Below are 19,929 nucleotides of genomic sequence, written 5' to 3' on the forward strand. Positions count from 1 at the left end.
GATGCAGATGTCGCGGATGTGGCGTGTTGGACTTCTCTCCGCATTGGCGCTGGCGGCAGCCCCAGCGCATGCGTTCATCGCCTATGTCTCGAACGAGAAGAGCAATACGGTCTCGGTGATCGATACCGACAGCTGGACCGTGACCAAGACCATCAAGGTCGGCCAGCGTCCGCGCGGCATCGACCTTACCCGCGACGGCAAGTTCGTGATGGTCGCGGTCGGCGACGATGACACCATCCAGGTGATCGACGCCAAGACCCAAACCGTGGTGGACAGCCTGCCCTCCGGACCCGACCCCGAGCTGTTCGCGCAGGATGCCGCCGGCAAGATGCTCTACGTCGCCAACGAGAACGACAACACGGTGACGGTGATCGACCTCGAGAAGCGCGCCCGGCTCGGCGACATCCAGGTCGGTGTCGAGCCCGAGGGCATGACCATCAGTCCGGACGGCAAGACGCTGATCAACACCTCGGAAACCACCAACATGGCGCATTTCATCGACACCGCCTCGCGCCAGATCGTCGCCAACGTGCTGGTGGACGCGCGGCCGCGCTACGCCGAGTACAAGCATGATTCTTCGGAGGTATGGGTGTCCTCGGAGATCGGCGGCACCGTCTCGATCATCGACCCCAAAAAGCACGAGGTGATCGGCAAGGTCACGTTCGAGATTCCGGGCTTGCGCAAGGAGGCGATCCAGCCGGTCGGCATCGGCATGACCAGGGACGACAAAACCGCGTTCGTCGCGCTCGGCCCCGCCAACCGCATCGCCGTGGTCGACGTCGCCTCGCGCAAGGTGACGAAATATCTCCTGGTCGGGCAGCGGGTCTGGCACATGGCGTTCACGCCGGACGAGAAATATTTGCTCACCACCAACGGTGTGTCGAACGACGTCTCCGTCATCGACGTCGCCGCGCAGAAGGTGATCAAGACCATTCAGGTCGGCGAGCTGCCCTGGGGCGTCGCGATCGCGCCATGACCAGCCCCGCCCCGATCGCCGAAGCCCAGGAGACGCCGAGACCCGAAGAGGCCGCGGTGCCGGCATTGTCGATCGACGGTGTCAGCCATGCCTATGGTCCGCGGCGCGCATTGACGAACGTGTCTTTCAATGTGCAGCCCGCGAGCTTCACGGCGCTGCTGGGACTCAACGGCGCCGGCAAGAGCACGCTGTTCTCGCTGATCACGCGGCTGTTCGGCATCCAGTCCGGCCGCGTCGGCATTTTCGGGCACGACGTCAGCAAGACCCCCGGCGAGGCGCTGCGGCTGCTCGGGGTCGTATTCCAGCCGCGCACGCTCGATCTCGATCTGTCGCTGACGCAGAACCTGCTCTACCACGCCGCGCTGCACGGCATCGGCCGACGCGAGGCCTCGGCGCGCAGCGCCGAGCTGCTCGGCCGCATCGGTCTTGCCGATCGCGCCGCAAGCAAGGTGCGCGATCTCTCGGGCGGACAGATGCGGCGGCTGGAGATCGCCCGGGCGCTGCTGCACCGGCCGCGCCTCTTGCTGCTCGACGAGCCGACCGTCGGCCTCGACGTCAAGGCGCGCGCCGACATCATCAGCCACGTTCGCCAGCTCGTGACCGAGCAAGGCATCGGCGTGCTCTGGGCCACGCACCTGTTCGACGAGATCATGCCCGGTGACGATCTCGTGGTGCTGCACCAGGGCAAGGTGCTGGCGCAGGGGCCGATGAGCCGCGTTATCGCCGCAACAGGCGCGCAAGACGTCAACACCGCCTTCATGCGCCTGACCGGCGCGCAAACCATGCCTGGAGGCGGCGCATGAGCAGCATCGCAACGCGCGAGGCGCCGCGCGGCTTCTCGTTCGCCGAGTACATGACCTGCCTCAGCGGCATCGTCTGGCGCGAGGGCCTGCGCTTCCTGCATCAGCGCGAGCGCTTCGTCTCGGCGCTGGTGCGGCCTCTGGTGTGGCTGTTCATCTTCGCCGCCGGCTTCCGCCAGGTGCTCGGCATCTCCATCATCCCGCCCTACGAGACCTACATCCTCTACGAGGTCTATATCGCGCCCGGGCTGATGGCGATGATCCAGCTCTTCAACGGCATGCAGTCCTCGCTCTCGATGGTCTATGACCGCGAGATGGGAAACATGCGCACGCTCCTGGTGAGCCCGCTGCCGCGGGGGTTCCTGTTGTTCTGCAAGCTGCTCGCGGGCACCGCGGTATCGCTGCTCCAGGTCTATGCGTTCCTGCTGATCGCCTGGCTCTGGGACATCACCCCGCCGCCCCAGGGCTATCTCACCGTGCTGCCGGCGCTGATCCTGTCGGGGCTGATGCTGGGCTCGCTCGGCATGCTGATCTCGTCGGGCATCAAACAGCTGGAGAACTTCGCCGGTGTCATGAACTTCGTGATCTTCCCGATGTTCTTCGCCTCCTCCGCGCTCTACCCGCTCTGGCGCGTGCAGGAGGGCAACCCCTATCTCTATTATCTGTGCGAGGCCAATCCGTTCACCCATGCGGTCGAGCTGATCCGTTTCGCGCTGTATGGCCAGATCAACTGGATCTCGCTGGCGGTGGTCGCGGTTTGCACAATCGTCTTCATGATCGGTGCGATCCTGGCCTATGATCCCTCGCGCGGGTTGGCGCGACGCGGGCCTGCGGGAGGCGAAGGATGATTGTTCGGGTTCTGGTCACCTCTGTACTGGTGCTCGCTGTCGCGAGCACGACGGCGCACGCCGCCGATCCGCGCTATCCGGACTGGCCGTGCACCCAGGCGAAGGTGCCCGAGATCTCGCTGGCGGCCGTGTGGGGCGGTCCGCCGCTCGACGACGTCCAGAACAAATGGAAGGACGACGCCAAGATCAGCGCGCTCGTTGCGAAACTGGCGGCGCGCAAGACGCCACTGGATGAGGCGGAAAAGCTGGTGAAGGAGTTTCTCGCGGGTTCCGCTGCCGACAAGACCGCGAACGCAAAGCTGCTGTTCGCCGGCCTGTTCGACACGCTCAACGCCCAGCGCTCCCAGGTCATGAACGGACTCGAGCGAGTCAGCCGCAAGCAGCGCGATGCCGCCGACAAGATCCGCGAGGAGGCAATTCAGCTCCAGGCCCTGCAAGGGGCCACACCGCGTGACGAGGCCAAGGTCCAGGCGCTCAGCAACGAGCTGATCTGGAAGACCCGGATCTTCGAGGACCGTAACAAGGTGGTGCGCTTCGTCTGCGAGGTTCCAACCTCGCTCGACCAGCGCCTGTTCGCGCTCGGACGCGTCATCCAGCAGGAAATGGAATAGTGTCAGTTACGCTGACCGCTCACGAAAAGTTCCCGCAATCGCCCCGGCAACGTTAACCTTTCGCCGCGCTATGTGCCGGAACCAAATCGATTTATGATGGCTTGTCGACGTGAACTCAAGACGTCGGGAGGCCTCGATGGGAACCACAAGAATCATGTTTGCGGGCGCTGCGGTCCTCAGCATGCTCGCAACCAGCGCCTTTGCTGACGACATGACCGGGATGATCACGCGGATCGATCGGCTCAACGGCACGATTTCGATCCAGCAGACCCAGAAGGGCACGGTCGGCGCCAGCACAGGCAGCGCCGGCGCGCTCCAGGAGTACAAGGCCAAGGATGCGGCGATGCTGGATGCCGTCCATGCCGGCGACAGGGTGAGCTATTCTGCGACCGAGACCAACGGTACGGGCACGTTGACGAAGTTGCAGAAGCAGAAATAACACCGTCGCTGCGTCTCCCGCTCACAGGGGGCGGCCAAGCACCTGCATCCAGTCATTTACTGGTCCGGGCGCGGCTCAGGCTGCGCGTCCTCCGTCGGGAGTTTGGCGCCCTCCCAGCCGTCGGTGCCGTCAGGATACCAGGCGATGTTGGCATAGCCGTAAGCGAGCGCACGCTTCGCCGCGTTCCAGGACATCCAGCAATCGGCGAGGCAATAGATCACCAGCAGCGCGGCCTTGTCGCCGCGTGAGGCGCGCGCGAGGCCACGCTGAAGATAATCGTCCATGGCGGGCGGCAAGTTGCCGTAGCCGGTGTCCGGCAGCCAGAAGCTGCCCGGAATGTTCCTGCGCGGCGCGTCACGCCACACCGTGCTCACAGGAAGGTTCTTTGGTTTCGGCGCGCGCGGCATCACGTCAACGAAGGTGCCGCTGTTCGCACGCCAGATCGCCTCCGCCTCGCCGGTCGTGAGCACGCGCGCGCCAGCGAGCGTCGCCGGCACCGGCGCGCGATAATTGTCGGTACGATATCCCTCGGGCTCGAACGGCTCCTGCTGCTGCGCCGACGCCGGGGCCACGAGCAAGGCAACGACGAACGCAGCGGCAAGCGGCCGGCTCATGGCGCCTTCTTGGCCGTCTCCGCGCCGAGCGGCCGGTTGTTCTCGTCCAGCAGCGGCACGCCGAAATCGAGCAGGATCTTGTTGATCTCGCCCTGGTTCTCCTGGATCACCCGGTTGAGCTGCCGCTTCCAGTTCTGGTCGGCGGGTCGCACGCCCATGCCGATGCGATAAACCAGCTTGGACCCGGTGGTCTCCTTGACCAGCGGCATGACGTGCAGCGAGGGGCCGGCTTTCTTCGCATAATAGCCGGCCATCGGTCCCCAGAGCACGCCGGCGTCGATCTTGCCGGCAGCGAGGTCGTCGATCATCGCCTGCGCGGAATTGTCGAAGCGCGTGTCGATCATCAGCTGATAGGGCTTTGCATCGCCCATCAGGCCTGCCAACGCCATATTGGTCGCCGGCGGCGTGCCGGCGACGATGCCGATATGCTTACCTTTCAGGCGTGCGTCCTCCAGCGTGTCGACGCCCTCGAGCCCGCTACCGGTCTTGGCAACCAGTGCATAGGTCGTGCGGTAATAGGGATTGGTGCCCTGCACGAGGTCGTCGCCCTGCGGGTAGCCCATGATGACGTCGCAGCGATGCGCACCCAACGTCATGCGCACGAAGCCGGCGGCCTGCGGGAAGAACACGTAGTCCAGCTTCTTCTGCAGCTTGTCCGCCAGAAACTCGGCGAGCTTGTTCTCGAAGCCCTCGCCCTTCTCGTTCGAGAACGGCAGGTTGCGCGGGTCGGCGCAGACGCGCAGCACCTTCGGGTCGACCAGCTCGAATGAGAGATCTCCGGTCTCGTTGGTCTGCGCGATGGCGAGATCGCCATAGGCACATGATGCGATCACGATCCAGAGTGAAAACCACCAGCGACGATGTCGTCCGGCCTGCGTCATCGCGCTTCCTCCTCGTTTTGTTTGAATGTAATCCATGCAACGCATGACGCGCCACGTGTGCCAACTTTTGCCGGCTTTGCTTTGTTGCAGTGCAATGAGGCCAATCCTTTGAACTGAGGCGGAAAAGTGTCTCGCATCGCTCTCGTGATCGCAGCCTTGTCCCTGGTAGCAGCTACGCTAGCACGCGCCGGGGCGGCCGAATTGCCTGTGAGCGAAGTCGCGCCGGGAATCTTCGTACACTCCGGGGCCATCGCGCTGATGAGCCGCGAGAATGAAGGCGGCATCGCCAATGTCGGCTTCATCGTGGGAGACGACGCGGTGGCCGTGATCGACACTGGCGGCAGCCTGCGCGAAGGCGAGGCGCTGCTGGCGGCGGTACGAGCGCGCACGCAAAAGCCGATCCGCTATGTCATCAACACCCATGGCCATCCCGACCATGTCTTCGGCAATGCTGCCTTCATGGGGGAGGGAACCAGCTTCGTCGGCCACAGCAAGCTGCCGCAGGCGCTGGCGAGCCGCGGGCCCTTCTATCTCGACAATTTCAGGCGCCTCATGGGCCCCGAGCTGATCGATCCCGTGAAGATCGTACCGCCGACCCTGCTCGTAACGGACACGCTCACGCTCGATCTGGGCTCGCGCCGCTTGACCTTGCGCGCTTGGCCGGCCGGGCACAGCGACAACGATCTGACCGTGTTCGACGAGAGCACCAAAACCCTGCTTGCCGGCGATCTCGTCTTTCTCGGCCACATTCCGGTGATGGACGGCAGCATTCGCGGCTGGCTCGCCACGCTGAAAGAGTTGGAGACGATCCCGGCGCTGCGCGTTGTTCCCGGTCACGGTCCTGTGAGCGACTGGCCAGCGGCGCTGAGCGATCAACGACGTTACCTGTCAACGCTGCTGTCCGACGTCCGCGCCCTGAACAAGAGGGGCGCGCCGATCCGCGCCGCTGCGGACAAGGCGGCGGCGGACGAGCGGCCGCACTGGCAGCTGTTCGAGGACTACAACGCCCGCAACGCAACTGCAGCATTTTCGGAAATTGAATGGGAATAGCGGGCGCGCTACGCTGGCAGGAGATCAGCTTCACCTAAACCGAGGAGCATGACCATGACGGCATGCACACGCCGCCTGCCCCTGATTGCCCTGCTCCTCGGCATCGCCTTTGCCGTGCCGGCGCAGGCGGACGAGGCCTACGATCCCTGGCCGGGCCTGGTGCAGGACATCTTCAGCAACCGGCCGATGAACGACGGCGCCGAGGTCATCGGCATCGAGATGCCCTATCGCGCCGAGGATGCCGCCATCGTGCCGGTGACGCTGCGCAGCAAGCTGTCGCCCGGCGACAGCAGACGCATCCGTTCGATCACGCTGGTGATCGACCGCAATCCCGCGCCGATGGCCGCGAAGTTCGAACTCGGCCCGGACGCCAATGTCACGGAAATCTCGACCCGTGTGCGCGTCAACAACTACACCGACGTGCACGCGGTCGCCGAGCTCAGCGACGGCCAGCTCTACGTCTCGAAAGTCTATGTGAAGGCCTCCGGCGGCTGCTCGGCGCCGGCTGCAAAGAACGTGGAGGAAGCCAAGAACCGGCTCGGCCAGATGCGCTACCGGCAATTCGCCCGTGAAGAGGGTCCGGCAAACCGGCTGCGCGAAGCGCAGATCATGATCGGCCATCCCAACAATTCCGGCCTGCAGATGGACCAGGTCACGCAGCTCTATATCCCCGCCTTCTTCATCAACCAGCTCAGATTGACGCAGGACGACAGCCCCGTGCTGTCGATGGAAGGCGGCATCTCGATCTCGGAAGATCCCAACCTGCGCTTCACCTATGTCTCCAACGGCGCCAAGCGCTTTCGTGCGGAGGCCCGGGATACGGAGGGGCATGTGTTCCGCAATGAATGGGATGTGGAGAAACCGGGGACTTAGTTTCGTCAGACTTGCGCTGAAGCCCCCTCTCCCCTTGCGGGAGAGGGTGGTTCACCGCGTAGCGGCGAGACGGGTGAGGGGTATGTTTCCGCGCCCACCTGCCTCTCATGCTGGAATATGCCGATAGAACCCCTCATCCGGCGCTTCGCGCCACCTTCTCCCACAAGGGGAGAAGGAAGATCGCACCGTCTGTGCCGCGATAGCTAAAAACACCTCACCTCGGCTTCCGCCTGCGCGCGCCTTAAGTCATTCACCGCCGAGTTGGCCTGCTCCGAGGTGCGAAACTGCACGCCGAGATCGCCGCGCACTTGCGACATGCTGAGCGCGGTCTCGGCGGTAACATAGCGCTCGTAGGGTATGATCGAGGCGACCACGTCGATGGAGCAGGAACATTGCTCGATCGCGGAGCGCGTCTCGCCATTGGCCTTCATGCAGCCATAGACGTATTCCGCGCGCGCCGCGGTGGGATAATCATTGGCCTCTTCGGCCCGTGCCACGCATACGCTGGCAGCGAGCGCCGTCAATGCGGCGACAATCGGTCGTAGCCGTCCGGCCAGATCCATGCGCGTCCTCCCGCTGGTTGCGACCAAGGCTATGCTATGCGTATTGTGCTGAAAAGCACTCTGTCAGAGGAAACGGCTCACAAGGTGATGACAGTTTTGGCGCGAATTTGGGCGCTCGCAACGGTGCTGGCGCTAGCCGCACCTGCCGGCGCTGCGGACACAATCCGCCTTGCGGTGCAGAAGACCGGAACATTCTCGTGGGAGCTGGCCGCGATCCGAAGCGCCGGCCTCGACAAGGAGGCCGGCCTGGCGCTGGAGGTCACCGAGCTCGCGAGCACCGAGGCCGGCAAGATCGCGATGCGCGCCGGCAGCGCCGACATCATCCTGTCGGACTGGCTGTGGGTGTCGCGCGAGCGCACGCTCGGTGCGAAGCTCACCTTCTATCCCTATTCCAGCGCGCTCGGCGCCGTGATGGTGCCGGCCTCATCGCCGATCAAGACGCTCGCCGACCTCAAGGGCCGCAAGCTCGCGGTCGCCGGCGGGGCGATCGACAAGAGCTGGCTGCTGCTGCAGGCGCGGATGAAGCAGGACGGCATCGACCTGAAATCGGAAGCAACCATCGTCTACGGCGCCCCGCCGCTGATCGCCGCCAAGGCGCTGGACGGCGAGATGGATGCGAGCCTCAACTTCTGGAATTTCTGCGCCCAGCTCGAGGCCAAGGGTTTCAGGCGCCTGACCGGCATCGAGGACATCTTACCGAAGCTGGGCGCCAAAGGCGCGGTCGCCGCGGTCGGCTATGTCTTCGATGAGAGCTGGGCCGCGAGCCATAAGGAGGCCGTCGCGCGCTTCATCGCGATGACCCGCAAGGCCAAGGAGTTGCTGGCGACCTCGGATGCGGCCTGGGACAAGGTCGCGCCGCTCACCGGCACGACGGATCCTGCCCTGCTCAGGACCTACCGCGAGCGCTACCGCGACGGCATTCCGCGCCGGAGCATCGATGACGAGGAAAAGGACGCGCGCGTACTCTACCGCGTGCTGGCCGAGATCGGCGGCCGCGATCTCGTCGGCCCCGCAGCCGAGCTCGACCCCGGCACCTTCTATCACGCAGTCCCCGGAGACTGAGGTGCTGCGCCTGCTGTCGTTCGCCCTGTTCCTCGCGATCTGGTGGATTGCCGCGCTCGCGGTCGGCGGCGCAAAGCTGCCCTCCCCGCCGGCGGTGCTTCAGGTGATGATCGCGGAAGCATCAAGCGGCGCGCTGTTCCTGCATCTCGGCGCCACGCTGGCGCGCGTCGCGCTCGCCTTCACACTCGCGATGTCGCTCGGCAGTGCCATCGGCTATTTGATGGGCCGGGTGAAGCTCGCCGACCGGCTCGGCGATCCCTGGCTGATCCTGCTGCTCAACCTGCCCGCCTTGGTCGTGATCGTGCTGGCCTATATCTGGGCTGGCCTCACCGAGGCCGCCGCGATCGCGGCGATTGCCATCAACAAGCTGCCGACCGCCATCGTCACCCTGCGCGAGGGCACGCGCGCGCTCGACCGTTCGCTCGACGAGATGGCGAGCGTGTTCGCAATGCCGCGCTGGCGCGCCTTCCGCCACGTCGTGCTGCCGCAACTGGCGCCCTATATCGCGGCCTCGGCCCGCTCCGGCCTGTCGCTGGTGTGGAAGATCGTGCTCGTCGCCGAGCTGCTGGGGCGGCCGAACGGCGTCGGCTTCGAGATCGGCGTCGCCTTCCAGCTGTTCGACACGCCGCGGCTGCTGGCCTATTCCCTCACCTTCGCCGCCGTCGTGCTCGTCATCGAAACCTTGCTGGTGCAGCCGTTCGAAGCCCGCGCAAACAGGTGGCGGCCCCGTGCGGCTTGAGGTCGATATCACGGGCAAGACTTTCAGGAGTGCCGCGGGCGGAACGCACGAGGTTCTGGCGCCCGTCAAGTTCGCGCTGCAATCGGGCGAGGTCGGCGTGCTGATCGGCCCCTCCGGCTGCGGCAAGAGCACGATGCTGCGCATCATTCTGGGACTGGACCACGATTTTGCTGGCAACGTCGCGCGACCGCCGGAGGCACGGATCGGCATGGTGTTCCAGGAGCCGCGCCTGCTGCCGTGGCGCTCGGTCGAGCAGAATGTACGGCTGGCTGCGCCCGATGTCGCTGATGCCAAGCTCGCCGAGCTCTTCAGGATTTTGGAGCTGGAAGCGCATCGCGACCACTATCCCGGTGAGCTCTCGCTGGGTTTGGCCCGGCGCGTGGCGCTCGCCCGCGCCTTTGCCGTCGAGCCGGATATTCTGGTGCTCGACGAACCGCTGGCATCGCTCGATGACGCTCTCGCCGGACGCTTGCGCGATGAAATTGCAACGCTCGTCGCGAGCCGGCCGGTGATGACGCTTTTGGTGACACACAGCCTGGACGATGCCGTGCGCCTGGGCGACCGGCTGTTCTTCCTATCGCCGCGACCAGCGCGGATCGTGGCCGAGGTGCCTATCGGCATCCCGCGCGACACACGCGGCGAAGCCGAAATTGCGGCGATAAAGGCCGGCCTCGCGCAACGAACTCAAGGCGACCGCACTGAGCGAGATGCCTCATAGCCGGTCGCCTGGCGGACGTGCTAGATTAGCGGGCGGCGGAGCTGATGATGACACGAACAGTCGCCTTCGCAACGCTTGGTCTTGCAGCGCTTAGCCTCGCACTCGTTGCGGTGACGGCGGGCGCGCAGGACATGATGCGTGGCGTCGACCTCACCTCCCCCGCGATGGTCTCGGCTGAAATGACGAGGCCGGAGGTCGAGGCCATGTTGGCCAAAGCGAGCCCAAAGCAGCCTGCCGATTTCACCGGCAAACGCCTGTCGGGTCTCGATCTCTCGGGGCTGGACCTGTCCAACACGGTTCTCCGCGCCGCGCGGCTCAACAAGACAATACTTCGAGACGCCCGGCTGGACGGTGCGATCCTCGATCAGGCGTGGCTGCTGGATGCGGATCTTACCGGCGCAAGCCTGAAGGGCGCCAATCTATTCGCCTCGCAAATGGCCCGCGCGCGTCTCGACGGTGCGAACCTGTCAGGAGCGCGCATCGCTGCCGACCTCACCGGCGCAAGCCTGGTCGGCGCCTCGATCGCGGACGCGAATCTCGGCGCCGATATGCGCAACCAGTCGATGGGACTGATGCGCGCGGTGCTGAGATCCGCCAAGCTGGAACGGCTGAACGCGCGCAACGCCGATTTGTCGCGCGTCGACCTCGAATTCGCAGTCCTCAGGGGCGCCGATCTGAGCGGCGCATCACTGAAAAACGCCCAACTCGGCGGAGCCGATCTGACCGGCGCCATCGTCATCGACGCCGATTTCGACGGCGCCGATCTCGTCTCGGCGAAGCTGATCGCACCAAACGGCCTTGACCGCGCCAAGAATTTCGACAAGGCAAAGAACCGCGAGCGCCTGATCAAGGAATGACGGCGCCCTTTGGGAGGACTGGCTGATGCGTGGGGTTCTTGCTTTGATCGCGTTGTTGACGCTTGCCGGCGAAGCCGCCGCGCAGACCAAGGGCAAGGGCATCAGGCTCTGGAATCTCACGACGGAGACCATCTCCGGCTTCCAGCTCGCACCCGCGGGCAAGACCGACTGGGGTCCGAACCAGTGCCTGAATGACAAGGACAAGGAGGTCGACCACGACGAGCGGTTGCGCATCAACGGCATCGAGCCCGGCCGCTACGACGCCAGGGTCAGCTACCCCAATGCACGGCAGTGCGTCGTCCGCGATATCGAGATCAAGGCGGATGCAGTGTTCTCGATTGCGGACAAGGATCTGAAGGACTGCACCAAGTAGCGCAGCGGCTTCCGTTGGAGCTGCTATGCCTTGTCGTTCGGGTGCGGATATTCGCAGCGCCACTTCACCGCGTGCCACTTCGGATGCTCACCGACCCATTGCGCGATATAGGGCGGCGCGGCCATCGCGCATTGCCGCGGCGACCCGGAATAGTGGAACACCAGATGCCGCTCCTCGCAGGTCGCAGGCGAGAGCACCGCGCACACAGTCACCACCAGGTCAATCGGGTTCATGCCGGGATCCTCTCGCAAGGGGGCGATGGAGAGATTAGCACATGAAGCTACGCGCGAAGGAGGGGGAAGTTTCATAGCGCCGAAGCCTCGTCATGGCCGGGCTTGTCCCGGCCATCCACGCCTTGCCTCGTGGAACAAAGAACGTGGATGCCCGGGCCGTCGCCTCGCCGAAGCGGCTTCGGCAGCGTAGCCGGGAGAAGCCCGGGCAAGACGATCTTCCGCGCTAGAAGTTCACGCCAAACACCAATCGCGCCTGATGTCGCTCGAAATTGACGAGGTCGAGATTGCCGCCTGAGCCGGCCGGGCGCCCCCAGGCCTGCATGCTCCAGCTTGCGGTGAGCCGGGAACGCTCGGAGAGCTGGAAATAGGCGGTGGGGCCGACAAACAGGGCCTGGCCTGAGAACTCGCTAAGGCCGATGCCCTCATATTGCCGGAAGTAGCGCATCTCGCCGCCAAGCAGCACATTGGGCCGCACGCGAACCAGGCCGGCAAACGCGGCCCCGATCGTCGAGCTCTTCTCGGATGCCCCTCCAACCTCGAAGCGCGCCCATTCCGGCTGGTAGATCAGGTTGAGGGCGCCGATCGCGAAGTTCGGAATGAGTTCGCGATCGAAGGCGAGCGTAAATTCGGTGCCGTACATCCGCCCTTTCGCGCCGCTGGTCTCGTCGATGCGGTCGCCGTGGAGCTCGGCCGCAATCGTGAAGCCGAATGGTGCGCGCTCACGGTCGAGCAGGCGATAGCGCAGGTCAAGCGAGATGCCCTGGAAGTTGAACTGGCGGCGGTCGTCGATGTCAGGGACGCCGGTAATGTGGTGCAAGCTGGCGGTGCCGCCGACTTCGACACGAAAATTCGGCAGCGGCACCACCTCGATCTCGACCTCATGTTCAAGGGCGCGATAAGCGCCCCCGCCTCTGCCGAAGCGTCCCGTCGTCTGGGTCTGGAATTCGCGCTCGCCGACATTGCCGATATCGGTGCCGATCATGAAGCCGAAGATGTGCTCGGTATCAAAACCTGCCTCGGCGCTGCTGCGCGCCGGCGCCAGCACGATCGCGCACACGATCACCGTCCAGAACTTGCAGGCTCTGCCGCCCATCCCGTGCCCCAAAGGCGCGCGCCGCTGTGATGCGGCAGCAGCGCTGACCGGGCGTCAGCGTAACACACTGCCGCAGAGCACGGTCGAAATTTTGCGGGGAAAGAATTGAAGCCCCTCCACGTGCGGCTTTCGCGCGATCCGCAAAGCATGGAGCACGGCGAGGCGCAGATCCGACACTGCCACGGCTCCGACGGCGTTTGCCATCGAAGCCGCGGCAGGTCGTCGGTCTTACTTGCGCGAGGCGCAGGCGTACATGTTGATTTCCATGCCGACCGGCACTTCCACGATCTTCGGAGCTTTCCAAGCCATTCGGGTCTCCCAAGGTATTGAGCGCGACATCGCGCGGCGAAAAACCTAGGGCTGCGTCGAGTGCAGTTCAAGCCTCGATTCGACTGCCGTCACGTCTGTGCCGATACTTCGCGGCCGCAATTTCTCTCTCGGACAAAGCAAGTTCCCTCCTGGTCAAACACGACCAGCGAGACACCGCCTTGTGCAATGCACCGCGCGTCCAATCGACAACGGTGCCGTCAGCAGTCCTTGTCGGCCATTTCGGCATTCGGCTTGGCGCCCGCGGCGCGCTGAGCCGCCGTCGGCTCGCTCTGCATTTGCCGCTGCGCATCCTCGGACGACGCCGGCGATTCACCGCTGGCCCGGTTCATCGTGCTGGTCGGCGGATGCTGGCTGCTATCGCTCGCCGAACCGGACGTGTGCGATTGCGCGGAGCCCACGGTGACAGGGCCAGAACCGGCATCCTTGTCGGTCTTGTCGGTGCTGGCGCTGCCGGTGTTGCAGGGACCGGCGACCGCAACCCCGGCGCTCAGCGTCAGGATTGCGCAGGCAGCAAGAAGGGAACGCTTCGTATTCATTTGCATCTCCTTTTCTCCCGCAGCGCAGCCCCGGCGCCGGCAGGACATGCGGAGAAACAGGCCGAGCAGCCCGATGTTCCCGAGCGTCAGGCCGGAATGATCGCAAACGTTACGCCCGTCATGCCCGTTCCGCTTGCGGCGCTTCACCGGAGCAATCGTACGAGCGCGCGCCCGGCACGCGAATTCAGCTCCTTCGCATCCAGCGTTCCATCCTTGTCGGGATTGGCTGCGTTGAAACGCTGCTCGACCACCGACAGATATTCGTCGAGGGTGAGGGTCCCGTCGCGGTCGGGGTCTGCCGCGGCGAGTTCTTTCGCGCTCAACCGTCCACGCAATTCGCGCGCATCGAGCGTGCCGTCGCGATCGGGATCGAGCTTTGCGAACGAGGCGGCGGCCACCTTCTTCACCTCGGCAAGATCGAGCGTGCCGTCATTGTCGGTGTCGAACAACTTGACCGCATTGCCGGAGGCCGACCACGCCGGACCGGCCGAAAGTGCAATCACAAGGGCAAGGGCAATCGAGCGAGCCGAAATCATCGAGACCTCCCTGACATACCCCCAGATCAATGGGGCAGAGCCGAGATAAACCCGCAAGCGGCCCTCGGTTCAAGTCCGGACCTGCAACTTGCGCGCGCCACAACCGGTAGAGATGCATTGCCCTGCTCCCAATAGTGCTTCGCGTCGCGGAATTTCTCAGCGTCTGCGCACAAGTTGGAGTTGCCTTTGTCAGGTTTCCGTCAGGTGACCGCCGACGATATCGGCACGGCAGTTACGACTTTCGTATTGACGCGTTTTGGTTTCCGACGGAGTGTTGCAGCCGCAGCGTCAAAAGGCGCGCATTTTGGGAGGAACGGATGAAACGCTTTGCGATGGCCGCGAGCCTCGTCATGCTTGCGTCAACCTGTGCAAATGCACAAACCACCGAGCAGCTGGTCAAGGGTGCGACCGACACATCGAACGTTCTCAATTACGGAATGGGCTACAATCTCCAGCGCTTCTCGACGCTGAAGCAGATCAACAAGGATACGGTCAAGAATCTCGTCCCAATCTGGAATTACAGCTTCAATGACGATCGGAGCGAGGAATCACAGCCAATCGTCTATCAGGGCGTCATCTACGTCACCTCGCACAATGCCACGATGGCGGTCGATGCCAAGACCGGCAAGCAGATCTGGAAGAGCAAGATCGAATATCCGGCGGAGACGCCGCGAATCGTCTGCTGCGGCATCATTAACCGCGGCGTCGCGATTCACGAGGGCAAGCTGTTCCGTACGACCCTCGATGCCCACGTGATTGCCATCGACGCGAAGAACGGCAAGGAGCTGTGGCGGCAGAAGGCAGCCGACATCAAGGAAGGCTATTCGATGACGGTGGCCCCGCTCGTTGCCGACGGCGTCGTCATCACCGGCATTTCCGGCGCCGAATTCGGCACCCGCGGCTTCATCGACGGCTGGGATCCGGCGACAGGCAAGCATCTTTGGCGCACCCATTCGATCCCCTCGCCGGACGAGCCCGGCGGCGACACCTGGAAGGGCGACACCTGGAAGCTCGGCGGCGGCTCGACCTGGATCACCGGCTCTTATGACCCTGAGCTGAACACGATCTATTGGGGCACCGGCAATCCCGGTCCGTTCAACTCGGCGGTGCGCCCCGGCGACAATCTCTACACCTGCTCCGTGCTGGCGCTGGATCCCAAGACCGGCAAGATCAAGTGGCACTACCAGTTCTCGCCGAACAATCCGTTCGACTACGACGCCGTGGCCGAGATGGTGCTCGCCGACGTGAACATCGAGGGCAAGCCGACCAAGACGCTGATGAATGCCAACCGCAACGGCTTCTTCTACGTGCTCGACCGCACCAACGGGAAGCTGCTCGCGGCTAATCCTTACGTGAAGGTGAATTGGGCGACCGGCATCGACATGAAGACCGGACGTCCGATCGAGACCGACATCTCGAAGGACGCACGCGAGGGCAAGAAGGTGACGGTGTATCCCTCGATCCTCGGCGGCAAGAACTGGGAGCCGATGTCGTTCAATCCGCAGACCGGCCTCGCCTATGCCAACACGCTCGCCTTCGGCGGCAGGTACAAGACCGAGCCCGTCACCTACAAGCAGGGCGAATGGTACCTCGGCATGGACCTGACCGACCTCTGGGAATACGGCGACGGGCCGCGCGGCCATCTCAAGGCTATCGATCCCATGACCGGCAAATCGAAATGGGAAGCGCCGAGCGACATTCCGCGCTTCTCCGGCGTGCTCTCGACGGCCGGAGGCGTCGTATTCTCTGGCGCGCTGACCGGCGAGTTCGAGGCCTTCGACGCCGACACCGGCAAGAAGCTCTGGCAGTTCCAGACCGGCTCCGGGATCGAGGGACAGCCGGTGACTTGGCAACAGGACGGCGTACAGTATGTCGCCGTGACGAGCGGCTATGGCGGCGTCTACTCGCTGTTCTCCGGCGACGAGCGGCTTGCCAACGTGCCGCCCGGCGGCTCGCTGTGGGTCTTTGCGCTCAAGCAGTAAACACGGGTACGATGCTGAAAGTGATCTCTCACAAGACGGCGGCGATGATCGCCGCCGTCGCGGTGCTCTCGGTCGCGCATGCGGCGACCGCCCGCGCCGATGACACCACCGGCAATTCCATGCAGGCGCAGATCGACCATGGTAAGTCGACCTACGCCTCGAAATGCTCCCACTGCCACGGCCCCAATCTGATGAATTCCGGCACCGTCACGCCGGATCTGCGTGCCATTCCCGACGACAAGACGCGCTTCGTCACCACGGTGAAGAACGGCAAGAACAACAAGATGCCACCCTGGGCCGACATTCTCAGCGACGACGAGATCGGAAACCTCTGGGCGTTCGTCTCCAGCCGGAGGAAGCCATGAGGGGCCGGCGCGTTGCCTGGAGCGTTGCGGCCGTTCTGTCCGCGATGGCGTCGGTCGCTCTCGCAGCCGACGATCCTCTGAAGGTCTGTCTCGACGAGGACCGGCCGCCGCTCTCGGTGCATCGCCGCGACAAGCCGGATGCCGGCTTCGACGTGCTGCTGGCGCAGGCGATCGCCGAGCGGATGGGACGCCCGCTGAAGATCCAGTGGTTCGAGAGCAGGCTGGATGAGGATTCGAGCCCGCAGCTCGAGGCCAATGCGTTGCTCTCGGACGGGCGCTGCTCGCTGGTCGGCGGCTACGCGCTGACGCAGGATTCGCTTGTCGCACCCGGGATGAAGACGGCGCGCTTGCCGGGTTTCGCCGGCGCCACGCGCGACGATCGGCGGCGCCGCGTCCCGCTCGGCGTGCTCGCGCCGAGCCAGCCCTACATCTATTCGCCGATGACGGTGGTGCTGGGGCCAAAGGCCCGTGGGCGCAAGGTCGGCGACATCGGCGATCTCGCCGGCCTTCGTCTCGCCATCGAAAGCGGATCGCTCGGCGACGCCATCCTGATGACCTTCGACAAGGGGCGCCTGATCGACAACATCACCCATCTCGTCCCCGGCCGCGACGATCTCCTCGGCGGACTCGAGCGCGGCGACCATGACGCGACGCTGATCGATCTTGCCCGCTTCGACGCCCATCGCGCCGCGCACCCGGACACGGCGATCACGGCGTCCGGCTACTATTATCCGATCGGAGCCAATCGCGGCTATGTCGGGCTCGCCAGCGATGGCGCGCTGATCGCGGCCGTCAACAAGGCGCTGACGGAGCTCACGGCTTCGGGCAAGATCGCCGAATTCGGCAAGCAGGCCGGCCTCACCTATCTGCCGCCGCGCGAGCCCGCGATCCTCGGCGATGTCTGGACGAAGATCATCCAGCGGTGAGGCTCCCGCGGCCCGAACGCAGTGCGAGCCAATGCGCCAATCTGTCTCGCCTGCGGCCCATGGCAGCGACGGCCTGATGCAGTAGGTTCGGCAAAAATCAGGGAGAGAATCATGTCCGCCAAGCTCGATCGCCGCCACTTCATCGCCGCCGGTACCGGTGCACTGGCGATGCCGTTCGTCGCGCGCGGCGCATCGGCGCAGGGTGGCTGGCCGGCGCGGCAGATTCGCATGATCTGCAGCTATCCCGCCGGCGGCCAGACCGACCTGCTCGCGCGCGCTTATGGCGAGTTCATCTCCAAGCAGGTCGGCAAGACCGTCGTCATCGAGAACAAGCCCGGCGCCTCCGGCGCGATCGGGACGGCGGAAGTCGCCCGCGCCGAGCCCGACGGCCACACCATCCTGTGCTCGATCTCGACCACCTACATCATGAACCGTGTGGTGATGAAAAATCCCGGCTACGACATGGACAAGGATCTGACGCTCGTCAGCGTCATTCCCGGCGCGGGCCTGTTGCTGGTCGCGAACCCGAAAACCGGGGTCAAGACGCTGGAGGATTTCGTCGCCTTCGCGCGCAAGAGCGGCAAGGTGAATTTCGGCACCTACAGCGCGGGCTCGGCCCCGCACATGACCGTCAACGAGCTCAACAAGCAGTATGGCCTCAACATCGAGCCGGTGCATTATCGCGGCGAGGCGCCGATGTGGACGGGAATGCTGGAAGGCACCCTCGATGCCGCGATGGGCAGCTACACGGCCGCGCAGTCGGTCCTGCAAAGCGACCGCGGCACGGTGTTCGCCGTGCATTCGAAGAAGGTCGATGCGATCCCCGCGATCAAGACCCTTCCCGAGCAGGGCGCCACGTCGAAATTCTTCACCGTGAGCGGATTCACCGGCTGGGCCGTGCCCAAGGCGACGCCGCAAGCCGTGGTCGACCGCCTGGCCGAGCTCTGCGTCGCCGCCAACACCGATCCGAAAGTGAAGGAGGTTCTCTCGACTTTCGTGCTCGAGCCCGCGATCGGCTTCAAGGAAACCAATGCGCTGTACCAGCGCGAGCTGCCGATCTGGATCGAGAGCGCGAAGTCGTTGGGCCTCGAGCCGGCCTGATCAGAAGTTGGGCGCATCAGGAGGACGGCCTCGCCGCTTCTGGAAAAACCGCGTCTAATGCTCGCCCGAGCTCGCAGCGCCCTGCTGTGCCTTGTGGATCGAGGACGGCACCACGCCGAAGTATTTCCGGAACACCCGGCTGAAATGCGATGAGCTGGAGAACCCCCAGGAGAAGGCGACGTCGGTAATGGTCTTGCCGGCGTGGGCCTCGAGCTCCTGGCGGCAATTCTGCAGCCGCGCCTGCCAGATGTAGTCGCTCACCGTGGTGCCGCGCTCCGAGAACAGCATGTGCAGATAGCGCTTGGAGCAACCGAGCTCGGCCGAGATCTGGTCGATGCACAGATCCGGGTCGCGCAAGTGCTCCCGGATGAAGAACTGCGCGCGCACATACATCGCTTCGGGCCCGACACGATCGAACATCGTGTCGGCTTCGCGCAGCGGCAGCAGCAACAGGTCGATCAGCGAATCGGCGACGCCGACCGCGCTGTTGGCCGACAGCTTTGCCGCCTCGTCGAAGGTGGCATGGACGAAATCGTGGGCGATCCGCCCGGTCCCCGTCTTCGCCGTCAATTTGCACGCCGGCATCCGCTGCGACGGGAATCCGCGGTCGCGCAGCAGCGCCTTCGGCACGATCACCACGTCGTGACGGGTAAAGGCGGGACTGATGATCGAATGTGGACAGGAGACGTCATAGGCGATGATGTCGCCCGGATTGATCTCGATGTGACGGCCTTCTTGTTCGAAATAAGACACGCCGTAGGTCTGGAAGTGGATCTTTATGTACGGGTGTTCATTGGCCTTGGCGCGCGCCAGCGTGTGCGCGATGCGATGCTGGCTGACCTCGATCTGGCAGAGCTTCAGGCGCGAGACCGTGGTGTAATCGATGCGACCTTCGAGCGAGGACGCTTCCAGCGGATCGACGTCGAAATGCCCGCACAGGCTCGTGAGCCCGTCGATCCAGCTCTGGATCTGCCGCTTCGGCGTCATCCCGGTCGTCGAGAGCGTGTGAATGGTGTCGGACATTAATCCAGCCACTGATTTGATCCGGAGATTCGGCGCGAATCGCAACCAGCGCTGCCGGAGCCCTCAGCCGTGATTGCGTGACGTTTACCTCGCATTTGAGCGGTCTCTTGCAACGAGCGCCATCGTTCCATTGCCACTCTTGAAACTTAATCCTCCGCCTTAGTTGCAGCGCCGTCAAGGGGAACCTGAGCGCCGAGGCGGCCTCAAGGGCGCACCGAAGCCGCTGAATTCGCTACTGCAAAATCAAAATCTTCACCTCCGTGCGCTGTCGAGCAAACCGCCTTCGCTCTTGGGCAAGTTTCCCGATGGCGAAGCCGTTAGGGATTGCGGCAGGAACAACAAAAACGGGCCGCTTCTGCACGTGGACCCGTGGCTCTCATCAGGAGGAGGAAACAGCACA

Annotated in this window: 25 protein-coding genes; 16 read left to right on the plus strand and 9 right to left on the minus strand. The window is 64.3% G+C overall.

Annotated elements, in window-relative coordinates:
* Positions 1–7: 7 nt before the first annotated feature.
* The 5 genes from I6F20_RS20930 to I6F20_RS20950 all read left to right on the plus strand — a co-directional run bounded on the left by I6F20_RS20930 (position 8) and on the right by I6F20_RS20950 (position 3,674).
* Positions 8–976, plus strand: a complete 969-nt coding sequence (locus tag I6F20_RS20930; RefSeq protein ID WP_057026749.1) for a YVTN family beta-propeller repeat protein — start codon at positions 8–10, stop codon at positions 974–976.
* Entirely contained in the window at positions 973–1,779 is an 807-nt protein-coding gene (pedB, locus tag I6F20_RS20935; RefSeq protein ID WP_225127654.1) for a lanthanide ABC transporter ATP-binding protein PedB/LutE, read from the plus strand. The genes I6F20_RS20930 and pedB overlap by 4 nt, the downstream gene beginning before the upstream one ends.
* The gene (pedC, locus tag I6F20_RS20940) at positions 1,776–2,624 is read left to right on the plus strand and encodes a lanthanide ABC transporter permease protein PedC (RefSeq protein ID WP_225127656.1); all 849 of its coding nucleotides are present in this window, start codon (positions 1,776–1,778) and stop codon (positions 2,622–2,624) included. The genes pedB and pedC overlap by 4 nt, the downstream gene beginning before the upstream one ends.
* On the plus strand, positions 2,621–3,235 hold the full coding sequence (locus tag I6F20_RS20945) for a BAR domain-containing protein (protein ID WP_225127658.1): 615 nt from the start codon (positions 2,621–2,623) through the stop codon (positions 3,233–3,235). The genes pedC and I6F20_RS20945 overlap by 4 nt, the downstream gene beginning before the upstream one ends.
* A 136-nt stretch (positions 3,236–3,371) precedes the next feature.
* Positions 3,372–3,674 carry a copper-binding protein gene (locus I6F20_RS20950; protein ID WP_036007909.1) on the plus strand — a complete coding sequence of 101 codons (303 nt, stop codon included), beginning with the start codon at positions 3,372–3,374 and terminating at the stop codon, positions 3,672–3,674.
* A 56-nt stretch (positions 3,675–3,730) separates the two neighbouring features.
* Here I6F20_RS20950 and I6F20_RS20955 read toward each other — a convergent pair whose 3' ends face one another.
* Both I6F20_RS20955 and I6F20_RS20960 read right to left on the minus strand, forming a co-directional pair.
* Positions 3,731–4,288 carry a PQQ-dependent catabolism-associated CXXCW motif protein gene (locus tag I6F20_RS20955; protein ID WP_036042023.1) on the minus strand — a complete coding sequence of 186 codons (558 nt, stop codon included), beginning with the start codon at positions 4,286–4,288 and terminating at the stop codon, positions 3,731–3,733.
* On the minus strand, positions 4,285–5,169 hold the full coding sequence (locus tag I6F20_RS20960) for a substrate-binding domain-containing protein (protein WP_225127660.1): 885 nt from the start codon (positions 5,167–5,169) through the stop codon (positions 4,285–4,287). Before I6F20_RS20960 ends, I6F20_RS20955 begins: the two co-directional genes overlap by 4 nt.
* 126 nt (positions 5,170–5,295) lie before the next feature.
* On the opposite strand from I6F20_RS20960, the gene I6F20_RS20965 reads away from it, so the two are divergent.
* Positions 5,296–6,219: a quinoprotein relay system zinc metallohydrolase 2 gene (locus tag I6F20_RS20965; RefSeq protein WP_225127662.1), complete on the plus strand. Its 924-nt coding sequence runs from the start codon at positions 5,296–5,298 to the stop codon at positions 6,217–6,219.
* A 54-nt stretch (positions 6,220–6,273) separates the two neighbouring features.
* On the plus strand, positions 6,274–7,092 hold the full coding sequence (locus tag I6F20_RS20970) for a quinoprotein dehydrogenase-associated SoxYZ-like carrier (RefSeq protein ID WP_225127664.1): 819 nt from the start codon (positions 6,274–6,276) through the stop codon (positions 7,090–7,092).
* A gap of 203 nt (positions 7,093–7,295) precedes the next feature.
* Here I6F20_RS20970 and I6F20_RS20975 read toward each other — a convergent pair whose 3' ends face one another.
* Positions 7,296–7,655: a hypothetical protein gene (locus I6F20_RS20975; RefSeq protein ID WP_109142938.1), complete on the minus strand. Its 360-nt coding sequence runs from the start codon at positions 7,653–7,655 to the stop codon at positions 7,296–7,298.
* An 87-nt stretch (positions 7,656–7,742) separates the two neighbouring features.
* Here I6F20_RS20975 and I6F20_RS20980 point away from each other — a divergent pair, with 87 nt between their 5' ends.
* From I6F20_RS20980 to I6F20_RS21000, 5 genes are read left to right on the plus strand one after another with little or no spacing between them, the layout of a single operon-like run.
* Positions 7,743–8,717 carry an ABC transporter substrate-binding protein gene (locus tag I6F20_RS20980; RefSeq protein WP_109142937.1) on the plus strand — a complete coding sequence of 325 codons (975 nt, stop codon included), beginning with the start codon at positions 7,743–7,745 and terminating at the stop codon, positions 8,715–8,717.
* A 1-nt stretch (position 8,718) separates the two neighbouring features.
* A complete protein-coding gene (locus I6F20_RS20985; RefSeq protein WP_036007920.1) occupies positions 8,719–9,456 on the plus strand; it encodes an ABC transporter permease in 738 nt (245 codons plus the stop codon).
* Positions 9,446–10,174 (plus strand): ABC transporter ATP-binding protein, encoded by a 729-nt coding sequence (locus I6F20_RS20990; RefSeq protein ID WP_128263283.1) that lies wholly within the window; start codon positions 9,446–9,448, stop codon positions 10,172–10,174. Before I6F20_RS20985 ends, I6F20_RS20990 begins: the two co-directional genes overlap by 11 nt.
* A 47-nt stretch (positions 10,175–10,221) precedes the next feature.
* A complete protein-coding gene (locus tag I6F20_RS20995; protein WP_225127874.1) occupies positions 10,222–11,031 on the plus strand; it encodes a pentapeptide repeat-containing protein in 810 nt (269 codons plus the stop codon).
* A 25-nt stretch (positions 11,032–11,056) separates the two neighbouring features.
* A complete protein-coding gene (locus tag I6F20_RS21000) occupies positions 11,057–11,404 on the plus strand; it encodes a hypothetical protein (protein WP_225127666.1) in 348 nt (115 codons plus the stop codon).
* Between the two features lie 23 nt (positions 11,405–11,427).
* Here I6F20_RS21000 and I6F20_RS21005 read toward each other — a convergent pair whose 3' ends face one another.
* The 5 genes from I6F20_RS21005 to lanM form a co-directional block, all read right to left on the minus strand.
* Entirely contained in the window at positions 11,428–11,637 is a 210-nt protein-coding gene (locus I6F20_RS21005; RefSeq protein WP_036007926.1) for a hypothetical protein, read from the minus strand.
* A gap of 223 nt (positions 11,638–11,860) precedes the next feature.
* A complete protein-coding gene (locus I6F20_RS21010; protein WP_225127668.1) occupies positions 11,861–12,730 on the minus strand; it encodes a DUF6662 family protein in 870 nt (289 codons plus the stop codon).
* Positions 12,731–12,958: 228 nt separating this feature from the next.
* Positions 12,959–13,039, minus strand: a complete 81-nt coding sequence (gene pqqA, locus I6F20_RS21015) for a pyrroloquinoline quinone precursor peptide PqqA (protein WP_008562446.1) — start codon at positions 13,037–13,039, stop codon at positions 12,959–12,961.
* 218 nt (positions 13,040–13,257) lie between these two features.
* Positions 13,258–13,743 carry a hypothetical protein gene (locus tag I6F20_RS21020; RefSeq protein WP_225127670.1) on the minus strand — a complete coding sequence of 162 codons (486 nt, stop codon included), beginning with the start codon at positions 13,741–13,743 and terminating at the stop codon, positions 13,258–13,260.
* A complete protein-coding gene (lanM, locus tag I6F20_RS21025; protein WP_036007934.1) occupies positions 13,740–14,132 on the minus strand; it encodes a lanmodulin LanM in 393 nt (130 codons plus the stop codon). Before lanM ends, I6F20_RS21020 begins: the two co-directional genes overlap by 4 nt.
* A 317-nt stretch (positions 14,133–14,449) precedes the next feature.
* On the opposite strand from lanM, the gene I6F20_RS21030 reads away from it, so the two are divergent.
* The 4 genes from I6F20_RS21030 to I6F20_RS21045 all read left to right on the plus strand — a co-directional run bounded on the left by I6F20_RS21030 (position 14,450) and on the right by I6F20_RS21045 (position 18,506).
* Positions 14,450–16,114: a methanol/ethanol family PQQ-dependent dehydrogenase gene (locus tag I6F20_RS21030; RefSeq protein ID WP_225127671.1), complete on the plus strand. Its 1,665-nt coding sequence runs from the start codon at positions 14,450–14,452 to the stop codon at positions 16,112–16,114.
* An 11-nt stretch (positions 16,115–16,125) separates the two neighbouring features.
* A complete protein-coding gene (locus tag I6F20_RS21035; RefSeq protein WP_225127672.1) occupies positions 16,126–16,479 on the plus strand; it encodes a c-type cytochrome in 354 nt (117 codons plus the stop codon).
* Positions 16,476–17,405: a substrate-binding periplasmic protein gene (locus tag I6F20_RS21040; protein ID WP_036007940.1), complete on the plus strand. Its 930-nt coding sequence runs from the start codon at positions 16,476–16,478 to the stop codon at positions 17,403–17,405. Before I6F20_RS21035 ends, I6F20_RS21040 begins: the two co-directional genes overlap by 4 nt.
* A gap of 111 nt (positions 17,406–17,516) precedes the next feature.
* Positions 17,517–18,506, plus strand: a complete 990-nt coding sequence (locus I6F20_RS21045) for a Bug family tripartite tricarboxylate transporter substrate binding protein (protein ID WP_036029360.1) — start codon at positions 17,517–17,519, stop codon at positions 18,504–18,506.
* A gap of 54 nt (positions 18,507–18,560) precedes the next feature.
* Here I6F20_RS21045 and I6F20_RS21050 read toward each other — a convergent pair whose 3' ends face one another.
* Positions 18,561–19,529 (minus strand): helix-turn-helix domain-containing protein, encoded by a 969-nt coding sequence (locus tag I6F20_RS21050; protein ID WP_025037738.1) that lies wholly within the window; start codon positions 19,527–19,529, stop codon positions 18,561–18,563.
* Between the last annotated feature and the right edge of the window lie 400 nt (positions 19,530–19,929).

Source organism: Bradyrhizobium sp. IC3123 (assembly GCF_020193625.1).
In the GTDB taxonomy this organism is placed as follows: domain Bacteria; phylum Pseudomonadota; class Alphaproteobacteria; order Rhizobiales; family Xanthobacteraceae; genus Bradyrhizobium; species Bradyrhizobium yuanmingense.